Origin of the sequence: Corallococcus praedator (assembly GCF_003612125.1) — a bacterium.
GTDB lineage: Bacteria > Myxococcota > Myxococcia > Myxococcales > Myxococcaceae > Corallococcus > Corallococcus praedator.
Map to the genome: position 1 here is coordinate 1 of NZ_RAWI01000258.1, position 13,543 is coordinate 13,543.

Sequence of the window (13,543 nt, forward strand, 5' to 3'; positions counted from 1 at the left end):
GCCCGTGGGGGTGCTGGGGGAGCTGTACATCGGCGGTGACGGCCTGGCGCTGGGCTACCTGGGCCGTCCGGAGCTGACGGCGGAGAAGTTCGTTCCGCACCCGTTCCGCACGCAGCCGGGCGCGCGGCTGTACCGCACCGGGGACCAGGTGAAGCAGTTGCCGGATGGCAGCGTGGTGTACCTGGGCCGCCTGGACTCGCAGGTGAAGGTGCGAGGCTTCCGCATCGAGCTGGGCGAAGTGGAGTCCGCGCTCAGCCGCTGCGAGGGTGTGTCCGAGAGCGTGGTGGTGGTGCGGGAGGAGACGCCCGGCATCAAGCGACTGGTGGCGTACGTGGGCGGCGCGGAGGCGACGCGCCCCACGGTGGACGCCCTGCGGACCGCGTTGAAGGGCCTGCTGCCGGAGTACATGGTCCCGGCCACGTTCGTGATGCTGGAGTCGCTGCCGCTGACGCCCAACGGCAAGGTGGACCGCAAGGCGCTGCCGGCGCCGCAGGGTGAGCGGCCGGATTCGGGCAAGGCCTTCGTCGCGCCCCGGACGCTGGAGGAGCAGACGCTGGCGGCCATCTGGGCGTCGGTGCTGGGCGTGGAGAAGGTGGGCATCCACGACAACTTCTTCGCCCTGGGTGGCGACTCCATCATCAGCATCCAGATCATCTCGCGCGCCAACCAGGCCGGTCTGCGCCTGATGGCGAAGCAGCTCTTCCAGCACCAAACGGTGGCGGAGCTGGCCCAGGTGGCCACCGCCGCCCTCGCGTCCCAGGCGGAGCAGGGCATCGTCCGGGGGCCCCTGCCGCTCACGCCCATCCAGGCGTGGTTCTTCGAGCGGGAGCTGACCCAGCCGCACCACTTCAACCAGGCGGTGATGATCGAAGCGCGGCAGCGCGTAGACGCCGGACTCCTGGAGAAGGCGCTGGCGCGGTTGGTGGAGCACCACGACGCCCTGCGCCTGCGCTACGTGCGCGGCGAGTCCGGGTGGATGCAGGAGAACGCGGGCCTGGAGCAGCCCGTGTCCCTGCGGCGTCAGGACGTCTCCGCGTTCGCGGGGGACGAGGATGCGCAGCGGCGGGCCATCCAGGTCGCCGCGACCGGGCTGCATCAGAGCCTGCGGCTGGAAGAGGGCCTGCTCCTGCGCGCCATGTTGTTCGAGCGCGGCGAAGGCCAGACAGAACGCCTGCTGCTCGTGGTCCACCACCTCGCGGTGGACGGCGTGTCGTGGCGCGTGTTGCTGGAGGACCTGAACACCGCGTACCAGCAGCTGCGTCGCGGCGTGCCCGTGGCGCTGCCGGCGAAGACGACGTCGTTCCAGGCGTGGGCGCGCAGGCTGGAAGCGCATGCGCGCAGCCCGGAGCTGGAGTCAGAGCGGTCCTTCTGGCTGGGCGGGACGAAGGAGGTCGCGCCGCTGCCGGTGGACCACACAGGGCCGAACACGCTCGCGTCGGCGGACAGTGTCCGCGCGGTGCTGGAGGCGGAGGAGACGCGCGCCCTGTTGCAGGAGGTGCCGGCGGCGTACCGGGCCCACATCAACGACGTGCTCCTGGCGGCGCTGACGCACGCGCTGACGCGCTGGACGGGGCAGGACCGGGTGCGCATCAACCTGGAGGGCCACGGCCGCGAGGAGCTGTTCGCGGACGCGGACATCTCGCGCACGGTGGGCTGGTTCACCACGGTGTACCCGGTGCTGCTGGAGGCCCCGGCGGGAGGCTCGCTGGGCGACGGGCTGCGCTCCGTGCGGGACACGCTGCGGCGTCTGCCGAACAAGGGCCTGGGGTACGGACTGCTGCGCTACCTGGGCGACGGCGCGGAGGCCGCGAAGCTGAAGGCGGCGTCACCGGCGCAGGTGGCCTTCAACTACCTGGGCCAGTTCGACGCGATGGCCGCCGGAGAGTCGATGTTCGGCCTCGCCAAGGAGCCCGCGGGCCCGGGGCAGGGCCAGGGCGGTTTGCGCACCGCGCTGCTGGAGCTGAATGGTCTGGTCATCAACGGCCGGCTGGAGCTGTCCTGGACGTACAGCGCCAACGTGCACGAGCGCTCCACCGTGGAGGCCCTGGCGGAGTCGTTCCTCGGGGCGCTGCGGAGCCTCATCGCGCAGCGCGAGTCGGACGATGCGAAGCGCTACACGCCCGCGGACTTCCCGCTGGCGAGGCTGGACGCGCCGGGCCTTGCGCGCCTCCAGACGGGGGCCCCCGACCTGGAGGACGTGTATCCGCTGTCCCCGCTCCAGCAGGGCATGCTCTTCCACGCGCTCCTGGAGCCCGCGTCGGGCATGTACTGCGAGCAGATGGCGTGGAGCTTCCACGGCACCGTCAACCTGCCGGTGATGCGCCGCGCGTGGGAGCTGCTCGTGGCGCGCAACCCCGTGCTGCGCACGTCGTTCGTGTGGGACGGGCTGCCGGAGCCGTTGCAGGTGGTGCACGCGTCAGCGGAGCTGCCGTGGCGGGAGCTGGACTGGCGCGGCCTGTCGTCCGAGGAGCAGCAGGAGCTGTTCCAGCAGTACCTGGTGGAGGACCGCGCGCGGGGCTTCGACGTGGGTCGCGCGCCGCTGCTGCGGCTGACCGTCGTCCGGCTGGATGAGCAGGTGCTGCGCTGCCTGTGGAGCATCCACCACCTGCTGCTGGACGGGTGGAGCATGTCGCTCCTCATCCAGGAGCTGTTCGGCCTCTACCGGGCGTTGGATCAGGGGCTGGCGGTGCCCACGGAGCGCGCGGTGCCGTACCGCGAGTTCATCGGCTGGCTGCAGCGTCAGGACGCGTCCCGGATGGATGCGTTCTGGAAGCGCGAGCTCGCCGGCCTCCATGCGCCCACGCCGCTGCCTTACGACGATCGCGCGGCCCAGGCGAAGCTGCACGCGCAGGACCACGCGGAGAAGTCCACCCGTCTGTCCGCGGCCTCCACGCTGGAGGTGGATGCCTTCGTCAAGCGTCACCAGCTCACGCTGAACACGCTGGTGCAGGCGGCCTGGGCGCTGGTGCTCGCGCGGCACAGCGGCGAAGCGGAGGTGGTGCTGGGCGCCACCGTGTCTGGTCGTCCGTCGGATCTGCCCGGCGTCGAGCGCATGACGGGCATGTTCATCAACACGCTGCCGGTGCGCGTGCCGGTGCCGGGGCGTGAGCTGGTGGTGCCGTGGCTGCGCGAGCTCCAGGCCCGGCAGCTGGAGCTGCGCCAGTATGAGCACAGCCCGTTGGTGCGGGTGCAGGGCTTCAGCCAGGTGCCGCGCGGCACGCCCCTGTTCCAGAGCCTCTTCGTCTTCGAGAACTACCCCATCGATTCGACGCTGAGCCAGCGCGCCAGCGTGCTGGAGGTGCGCGACGTCCAGGGCAGCGAACGCAGCAACTTCCCGCTGACGGCGTCCTCCAGCCCCAGCCGCGAGCTGCTGCTGAAGCTGGCCTTCGACACGCCGCGCTTCGAGACGGCGACCATCGAGCGGCTGCTGGGCCAGTGGAAGCGCGCGGTGGAAGGGCTGGTGGCGGCGGAGTCGGGGCGCGTGTGGCAGGTGGGCGTGCTGTCCCAGGAGGAGCAGCGGCGGGTGCTGGTGGAGTGGAACCAGACGGCCGCGGAGTACCCCCGCGAGGCGAGCATCGGCGACGCCTTCGACGCGCAGGTGGCGCGCCGTCCGGACGCGGTGGCGCTGGAGGCGGGCGACGTTCAGCTCACGTACGCCCAACTGGACGCGCGGGCCAATCAGCTCGCGCACCTGCTGCGCAAGCGCGGCGTGGGCCCGGAGTCGCGGGTGGCGCTGTGCCTGGAGCGCGGCGTGGACCTGGTGGTGGCACTGCTGGCCATCCTCAAGGCAGGTGGCGCCTACGTGCCGCTGGAGGCGGACTACCCGCGCGACCGTCTGGCGTTCATGTTGTCGGAGGCCGGTCCCCGGGTGCTGGTGACGACGCGCGAGCTGGGCGCGCGCCTGCCCACCGAGGGCCTGGACGTGCTGTGCGTGGAGGAGGAGCGCGAGTCGCTGTCGCGTCAGCCCACGTCCCCGGTGGTCAGCGGCGTGGGGGGCGGCAACCTGGCCTACGTGGACTTCACGTCGGGCAGCACGGGCCGGCCCAAGGGCGTGTGCACGGAGCACGCGGGCGTGCTGCGCACGGTGCTCAATCCCAACTACGCGCGGCTGGAGGCGGAGGACACGCTGCTGCTCGTGGCGCCGGTGTCCTTCGACGCGTCGACGCTGGAGGTCTGGGGCGCGCTGCTCAACGGCGCGCGGCTGGTGGTGTACCCGCCGGTGCCGGTGGGCGACGTGAAGGAGATGGAGGGCGTGCTGAAGCGCCACGGGGTGACGGTGCTGCACCTCACCGCGGGCCTCTTCACGCAGATGGTGGAGGGCAACCTGGAGGGGTTGCGCGGGGTGAAGCAGCTCCTGACGGGTGGCGACGTGGTGTCGGCGCCGCACGTGAAGCGCGCGCTGGAGGTGCTGGGCGTGACGGTGACGGCCTGCTACGGGCCGACGGAAGGCACGCTCTTCACGAGCTGCCACCGCATGGAGACGGTGGAGTCCGTGGGCGCGACGGTGCCCATCGGCCGGCCCATCGGCAACACGCAGGTGTACGTGCTGGACGGGCAGTGGCAGCCGGTGCCGGCGGGCGTGGCGGCGGAGCTGTACGCGGCGGGCGACGGTCTCGCGCGCGGCTACCTGGGCCGGCCTGAACTGACGGCGGCGGCCTTCCTGCCGAACCCCTACGGCCCTCTGGGCAGCCGCATGTACCGCACGGGCGACCTGGCGCGGTGGCGCGCGGACGGCGTGCTGGAGTTCCTGGGGCGCGGCGACACACAGGTGAAGGTGCGCGGCTTCCGCGTGGAGCTGGCGGAGGTGGAGGCCGCGCTGGGCCGCTGCGAAGGCGTGCGCGAGTGCGTGGTGGTGGCGCGCGGCGAGGGCGCCGGGAACAAGCGGCTGGTGGCGTACGTGGTGGGCGAAGGCCTGGACGTCGCGAGCGTGCGCTCGACGCTGAAGGACGCGGTGCCGGAGTACATGGTGCCGTCGGCCTTCGTCGTCCTGCCGGCGCTGCCGCTCACCGCCAACGGCAAGGTGGATCGCAAGGCCCTGCCGGAGCCGCGTGAGGCGGGCGTGGAGGTGTCCGGGACGTACGTGGCGCCCCGGACGCCGACGGAGGAGGTGCTCGCGGGTGACTGGGCCCAGGTGCTGGGCGTCGGTCGGGTGGGCACGCGCGACAACTTCTTCGAGCTGGGCGGACACTCGCTGCTGGCGACGCAGGCCATCTCGCGCATCCGCTCCTCGCTGGGTGTGCAGTTGCCCCTGCGGGCCCTCTTCGAGGCGCCCACGGTGGCGGAGCTGGCGCTGAAGGTGGATGCCGCCGCGCTGGGCGCGAAGGCGCCGCCGCTCCTGCCCGTGGCGCGCACGGGACCGCTGCCGCTGTCGTTCGCGCAGCAGCGCCTGTGGTTCCTGGATCAACTGGAGCCCGGCTCCACGGCGTTCAACATGTTCACCGCCCTCCGCCTGGAGGGCACGCTGGACGTGGCCGCGCTGGAGCGCGCGTTCCAGGAGCTGGTGCGGCGCCATGAGTCGCTGCGCACGACGTTCCAGGCCGTGGGCCAGGAGCCGGTGCAGCGCATCTCGCACGTGCCGGAGCAGGTGCTCGCGCGGGTGGACCTGCGAGCGCTGGAGGAGAGCGAGCGCGAGCTGGAGGCCCGGCGCGTCGCGGGCGTGGAGTCGCGCTGGCCCTTCGGCCTGGGCCGGGGGCCGTTGTTCCGGGCCACGCTGCTCCAGTTGGGGGAGCGGCAGCACCTGCTCCTGCTGGCCAAGCACCACATCATCTCCGATGGCTGGTCCATGGGCGTCCTCGTGCGGGAGGTGACGTCCCTCTACGAGTCGTTCCGCACGGGCCAGCCCTCGACGCTGCCGGAGCTGCCGGTGCAGTACGCGGACTACGCGGCCTGGCAGCGCGGCTGGCTGAAGGGCGACGCGCTGGAGGCGCAGCTGTCCTTCTGGCGAGGACAGCTGGGAGGCGCGCCGCGCCTGCTGGAGTTGCCCACGGACCGGCCGCGTCCGGCGGTGCAGGGCACGCGCAGCGCCATCCTCCACCGGATGCTCCCGGAGCGGCTCACGCAGGCCCTGCGCACGCTGGGGCAGCGCGAGGGCGCGACGCTGTACATGACGCTGCTCGCGGGCTTCCAGGTGTTGCTGTCGCGGCACAGCGGCCAGACGGACATCGTGGTGGGCGCGGACATCGCGAACCGCCACCACGCGGAGACCGAGGGGCTCATCGGCTTCTTCATCAACCAGCTCGCCCTGCGCGCGCGGCTGGAGGATGACCCGACCTTCCTCACGCTGCTGGGCCGGGTGAAGGACACGGCATTGGGGGCGTACGCGCACCAGGACCTGCCGTTCGAGGAGCTGGTGAAGGCGATCAACCCCGAGCGCAGCCTCGCGCACGCGCCGCTGTTCCAGGTGAAGCTCATCCTGCAGAACACGCCCACGTCCGCGCTGGAGCTGCCGGGGCTGACCTTCCGCGCCTCGGGCGCCGAGTCGGTCTCCTCGAACCTGGACCTGACGCTCTCCATCACGGAGACGCCGCAGGGCCTGTCGTGCCAGTGGGTCTACAGCACCGACCTGTTCGACGCGTCCACCATGGACCGCATGTCCACGAGGCTGCGCGCCCTGCTGGAGTCCGCGGTCGCCGAGCCCGCGGCGCGCGTCTCCTCGCTCACCGTGCTGTCCGCGGAGGAGCGCCGCACGCTGTTGGAGGACTGGAACGACACCGCGCTCGCGCTGCCCGAGGACGGTGGGCTGCACGGCCTCGTCGAGGCCCAGGTGGAGCGCACGCCGGACGCGGTGGCCGTGGAGTTCCAGGGCGAATCGCTGACGTACCGCGAGCTGAACGCGCGCGCCAACCAGCTCGCGTGGCACCTGCGCGGCCTGGGCGTGCGCGCGGAGACGCGCGTGGGCGTGTGCCTGGAGCGCTCGCTGGAGCTGGTGGTGGCGCTGCTCGGCGTGCTCAAGGCGGGGGGCGCATACGTGCCGCTCGACCCGTCCTATCCCTCCGAACGACTGGGCGCGATGTTGGAGGACGCCCGCGTCCCGGTGGTGGTGACGCAGGACACGCTGGCGGACGAGGTGCCCTCGCGGGGCGAGTGGCTCCTGTCGGTGGACGCGGAAGCGGCGACCATCGCGCGCAAGTCGAAGGAGAATCCCCCGTCGCTGACGGACGCCCGCAACGCGGCCTACGTCATCTTCACCTCCGGCTCGACGGGGCGCCCCAAGGGCGTGCTGGTGGAGCACCGGGGCATCCGCAACACGATCCTGCGCACGGTGGGGGACTTCGACGTCCAGCCGGGTCGGCGCGTCCTCCAGTTCACCGCGTTCGGGTTCGACGCGTCCGTGCTGGAGATCTTCGGCACGCTCGCGGGCGGAGGCACGCTGGTGCTGGTGCCGCGTGACGCGCTGCTGCCGGGGCCAGAGCTGACCGCGCTCCTGCGCGACCAGCACATCACCACCTCCGTGCTCCTGCCGCCGGTGCTCGCCGCCCTGCCGCAGGAAGCGCTACCGGAGCTCCAGACGATCATCTCCGGCGCGGAGGCCCTGCCGTCCGAGCTGGTGGAGCGCTGGGGCGTCGGACGCCGGTTCGTCAACTGCTACGGCCCCACGGAGATCAGCGTCACGGCCACGAGCGCCGAGGTCGCGCCGGGCGAGGGTCGGCCCGGCATCGGTCGGCCGTACCCGAACACCCGGCTGTACGTCCTGGATGGCACTGGGCAGCCGGTGCCCACGGGCGTGCTGGGCGAGCTGTTCATCGGCGGCATGGGCGTGGGGCGTGGCTACCTGGAGCGCCCGGACCTGACGGCCGAGCGCTTCGTGCCGGACGCCTTCGGTGGTGAACCGGGCGGCCGGCTCTACCGGACGGGCGACGTGGTGCGCTACCGCGCGGACGGCCAGCTGGAGTTCGCGGGACGCGCGGACCACCAGGTGAAGCTGCGCGGCTTCCGCATCGAGCTGGGCGAGATTGAAGCGGTGCTCGGCCAGGACTCCACCGTGCGCGACGTGGTGGTGGTCGCGCGCGAGGACGTGCCCGGCCAGAAGCGGCTCGTGGCGTACGTGGTGCCGCACGAGGAAGAGACGGCCGACGCGGAGGCGCTGCGCCGGTTCGTGAAGGAGCGGCTGCCGGAGTACATGGTGCCGTCGGCGGTTGTGTCGCTGGACGCGCTGCCGCTGACGCCGAACGGCAAGGTGGACCGCAAGGCGCTGCCCCGGCCGGACGTGCAGCGGCTGGCGGCGGAGCCGGAGGAGGCCGCGCCCCGTCCGGGCGTGGAGACGACGCTCGCGGGCATCTGGGCGGAGCTGTTGGGCGTGGAGCGCGTGGGGCGGACGTCGGACTTCTTCGAGCTGGGTGGCCACTCGCTGCTGGCGACGCAGGCCGTGTCGCGCATCCGGCAGGCGTTCCGCGTGGACCTGCCCGTGCGGGCGTTCTTCGAGATGCCCAACGTGGCCGCGCTGGCCGCGTGGCTGTCCGCGCACGTCCAGGCCTCGGGCCCGGAGGTGCCGCCCCTGGTGCCGGTGTCGCGCGAGCAGCCGCTGCCGTTGTCGTTCGCGCAGCAGCGCCTGTGGTTCCTGGATCAGCTGGAGCCGGGAAGCCTCGCGTACAACATCCCGTTGACGGTGAGCCTGGAGGGCGCGCTGGACGTGCCCGCGCTGGTCAGCGCGTTCCAGGAGATCCTCCGCCGCCACGAATCCCTGCGCACGGCGTTCGGCGTGCACGCGGGCGAGCCGGTGCAGGTGATCTCCGGCGTGCCCGACGTGGCGCTGGAGGTGGTGGACCTGGGGACGTTGACGCCGGAGGTGGCGGGAGCGCGGCTGGAGCAGCGCGCGCTGGAGGAGTCGCGCCGTCCGTTCGACCTGTCACGCGGTCCGCTGGTGCGGGCCACGTTGCTGCGTCAGGACGCGCACCGGCACATGTTGTTGCTGACCATGCACCACATCGTCTCCGACGGTTGGTCCATGGGCATCTTCATGCGGGAGATGGCCGCCCTGTACGAGGCGTTCCACGCGGGCCGGCCCTCACCGCTGCCGGAGCTGCCGGTGCAGTACGCGGACTACGCGGCCTGGCAGCGCGGCTGGTTGAAGGGTGACGCTCTGGAAGCGCAGCTGTCGTACTGGCGCGAGCAGCTGCGGGACACGCCGCGCCTGCTGGAGCTGCCCACGGATAGGGCCCGGCCGACGGTGCGGACCCACCGCGCGGGGACGGTGCCGACGGAGTTTCCGAAGGAGCTGTCGGAGAAGCTCCAGGCGCTCAGCCAGCAGGAGGGCGCGACGCTGTACATGACGCTGCTCGCGGGCTTCCAGGCGTTGCTGTCGCGCTACAGCGGACAGACGGACATCGTGGTGGGCACGGACATCGCGAACCGAAATCACGCGGAGACCGAAGGGCTCATTGGCTTCTTCGTCAACCAGCTCGCCATGCGCACGCGGCTGGATGACGCCCCGACCTTCCGGATGCTGCTGCGTCGCGTGAAGGACACGGCGTTGGGGGCGTACGCGCACCAGGACCTGCCGTTCGAGGAGCTGGTGAAGGCCATCAACCCCGAGCGCAGCCTGGGCCACGCGCCCGTGTTCCAGGTGAAGCTGTCGCTCCAGAACACGCCTGCGGCCTCCATCGAGCTGCCGGGGCTCAAGCTGCGCTCGCTGGGTCGTGATGAAGGCGCGGCGAAGCTCGACCTGACGCTGTCCTTCAAGGACACCGGCGCGGGACTGGTGTGCATCAGCGACTACCGCGCCGACCTGTTCGAGCGGACGACGGTGGAGCGGATGATGGAGCACCTGCGGGTGCTGCTGGAGGGCGTGGCGGCGAACCCGGATGTGTCCGTGGGAGCGCTGCCCCTGTTGGACGCCACCGAGCGGCTGCTGGTGTTGAAGACGTGGAACCAGACGGCGGAAGCGGTGCCGTCGAAGAGCATCCCCGAGATGTTCGAGGCACAGGTGGAGCGGGTGCCCGGAGCCATCGCTGTGGTCGCGGATGGGAAGCAGCTGACGTACGCGGAACTGGACGCGAAGGCGAACCGGCTGGCGCGAGCGTTGGTGAAGGAAGGCGTGGGCCCCGAGGTACTGGTGGGCCTGTACGTGGAGCGCACGGTGGAGGCGGTGGTCGGGATGCTGGGCATCCTCAAGGCGGGCGGCGGCTACGTGCCGATGGACACGTCCTTCCCCGCGGCGCGCGTGAAGGCGATTGCCGAGGACGCAAGCCTGCGGGTGGTGGTGACGCAGCGGGCGTACGCGGAAGACGTGGCGGGACTGGGGTGCACCACCGTCGTCGTCGAAGCGGTGGAAGAGGCGGGCGGAAGCACCGAGCGCGTGGAGTCAGGCGTGCTGGGTGGGAACGCGGTGTACGCCATCTTCACGTCGGGCAGCACGGGCCGTCCGAAGGGCGTGGTGGTGGAGCACCGGCAGCTGGCCAACTACGTGGAGACGATTCGGGGCCGGCTGAAGCTGGTGGAGGGAATGAGCTTCGCGTCGGTGACGACGCTGGCGGCGGACCTGGGGCACACGGCGGTGTTCCCGATGCTGTGCGGAGGCGGGACGCTGCACCTCGTCGCGAAGGACGTGGCGTCGGACGCGGAAGCACTGGGCGCGTACATGCAGGCGCATCGGGTGGAGGGCCTGAAGGTGGTGCCCTCGCACCTGCGTGCGCTCTTGAGCGGGCCGAATGCGAAGCAGGTGCTGCCGCTGAAGCGGCTGGTGGTGGGCGGCGAGGCGTCGGACAGGGCGCTGGTGGAAACGGTGCAGAGGCTGGCACCGGAGTGCGCCGTCTTCAACCACTACGGCCCGACGGAGACGACAGTCGGCGTGTTGACGAACGCGGTGGAAGGGGCGTGGGACGAAGGCGCCGCAACGCTGGCGCTGGGGCGCCCGATTGGGAACGCGCGCATGTACGTGCTGGACGCGAGCGGGCGTCCGGTGCCGCGAGGGGTGGCGGGAGAGCTGTACGTGGGCGGGGCGGTGGTGACGCGCGGTTACGTGGGCCGCCCGGAGCTGACGGCGGAGCGGTACGTGCCGGACGCGTACAGCGAGGAGGCGGGCGCGCGGCTGTACCGGACGGGGGACAAGGTAAGGCAGCGGGAGGACGGGAAGCTGGAGTTCCTGGGGCGCGTGGACTTCCAGTTGAAGGTGCGCGGCTACCGGGTGGAGCTGGGAGAGGTGGAGGCGGGGCTGGGCGCATGCGAAGGCGTGCGCGAGGCGGTGGTGGTGGCGCGGGAGGACGTGCCCGGAGACAAGCGGCTGGTGGGGTACGTGGTAGCGAAGGCTGGCCACGCGCTGGACAGCACCGCGCTGCGAGGCGAGCTGAAGGGGCGGCTGCCGGAGTACATGGTGCCGTCGGCCCTCGTGGTGCTGGAGGCGCTGCCGCTCAATGCGAACGGTAAGGTGGACCGCAAGGCCCTGCCCGCGCCGGATGCGGACTCCGAACCGCGTGCTCGCGAGTTCATCGCCCCGCGAAGTGAGCTGGAGCAGCAGCTCGCGAACATCTTCTCGGAGCTGCTGAACGTGAAGCGCGTGGGCATCCACGACGGCTTCTTCGAACTGGGCGGGCACTCGTTGCTGGCGACGCAGGCCATCTCCCGCATCCGTCAGACCTTCGAGGTGGAGCTGCCGCTGCGCGAGCTGTTCGAGTCGCCCACGGTGGAGACGCTCGCGGTGCTCGTGATGCAGGCCCAGGCCGCGCAGGTGGATCCCGAAGAGCTGGCGCTGTTGATGGCGGAGATGGAAGAGATGTCCGGTGACGAGGCGCAGGCCCTCCTGGACGCGGAACTGGCGAACGGCAGGAAGACCTCCAATGAGTGACTCGTCGAAGCGTTTCTCCTCCCTGTCGCCCGAGAAGCAGGACCTGCTGATGCGGAAGCTGCGCCAGAAGAGCGCGGCCAATCCGGCGGCGACCCTGGTGGCGCGTCCCCGGACCGCGGCGTCCTTCCCGCTGTCCTTCGCCCAGCAGCGGCTGTGGTTCCTCGATCAATTCGAGCCCCAGAACCCGCAGTACAACATCCCGCTCGCGGTCCGCTTGGACGGCGCCCTGGACGTGCCAGCCCTCCAGCGCTGCCTGGATGAACTCGTGCGCCGTCACGAGGTCCTTCGCACGACGCTGCGCGCGGAAGAAGGCGGCGCGGTGCAGGTCATCGCCCCGCCCGAGCCCCTGACGCTGACCCAGGTGGACCTCCAGGCCCTGCCCGCCGAAGCGCGTGAGGCCGAGGCCCGTCTGCGCGTGTTCCGCGACGTGCAGCAGCCCTTCACGCTCTCCGTGGGGCCGCTGCTGCGCGCGATGCTGCTCAAGCTCACCGCGACGGAGCACGTGCTGCTCCTGACGTTGCACCACGTCATCTCCGACGGCTGGTCGCGCGGCATCTTCCTGCGGGAGTTCCTGGCGCTCTACGGGGCGTTCAGCCAGGGGCAGCCGTCGCCGCTGCCGGAGCTGGCGATCCAGTACGTGGACTACGCCGCCTGGCAGCGTGAGTGGCTCCAGGGACCGGTGCTGGACGCGCAGCTCGCGTACTGGCGCAAGCAGTTGCAGGGGGCAACGCAGGCCATCGAACTGCCCACGGACCGGCCCATTCCGGCGGTGCCCTCGGTCAACGGCGCGGTGGTGACCGCCCACTATCCCCGCGAGGTAGAAGCCGCGCTGAAGGCGCTGGGCCAGAAGGAGGGCGCCACGCCGTTCATGGTGCTGCTCGCGGCCTGGCAGGTGCTGCTGTCGCGCTACAGCGGGCAGCAGGACGTGAGCGTCGGCTCTCCCATCGCGGGCCGCAATCGCGCGGAGCTGGAAGGGCTCATCGGGTTCTTCGTCAACACGCTGGTGTTGCGCGCGAACCTGGAAGGCAACCCCACGTTCCGGGACCTGCTCAAGCAGGTGCGTGAGACGACCCTGGGCGCGTTCGCGCACCAGGAGGTCCCGTTCGAGAAGCTGGTGGAGGAGCTGAAGCCCGAGCGCAACCTGAGCCGCTCGCCGCTGTTCCAGGTGATGTTCTCCGTGGTGAACGGGGCGCCGTCCTCCGCGCCGACGACCGGCTCCGGGCTGACCCTGCGTGCCCTGGAGACCGAGGGCAGCACCGCCAAGTTCGAGCTGTCGCTGGACATGGTGGAGTCGGGCCAGGGCCTGACGGCCGCGCTCGAATACAACACCGACCTCTTCGACGCGGCGACGGTGCAGCGCCTGCTAGCGCACTTCGGCGTGTTGCTGGAGGGCATCGCGGCCCGTCCGGACGCACGCGTGCTCGACTTGCCGATGCTGGGCGAGGCGGAGCGCCAGCGGGTGCTGGTGGAGTGGAACGACACCGACGTGGCGCTGCCCGCGGAGCAGGGGATTGCCGAGCGCTTCGCGGCCCAGGCGCGCCTGACGCCTGACGCGCTGGCGGTGGTGGCGCCGGGAGAAGAAGCGCTGACGTACGGCGAGCTGGAGGCGCAGGCGAACCAGTTGGCGCACCACCTGCGAAGCCAGGGCGTGGGCCCCGAGGTGCTGGTGGGCGTGTGCCTGGAGCGCACGCCGAGGCTGCTGGTGGCGCTGCTGGGCATCCTGAAGGCGGGAGGCGCGTACGTGCCGTTGGACCCGTCGTACCC

2 protein-coding genes are annotated in these 13,543 nt (G+C 71.5%); both read left to right on the plus strand.

Features of this window, described 5'->3' with window-relative positions:
- On the plus strand, nucleotides 1–11,779 hold an 11,779-nt coding region (locus D7Y13_RS27655; RefSeq protein ID WP_120630817.1), incomplete at its 5' end, for a non-ribosomal peptide synthetase.
- Nucleotides 11,772–13,543: condensation domain-containing protein (locus D7Y13_RS27660; protein WP_147444511.1), on the plus strand; the 1,772-nt coding region annotated here is incomplete at its 3' end. The genes D7Y13_RS27655 and D7Y13_RS27660, both read left to right, overlap by 8 nt.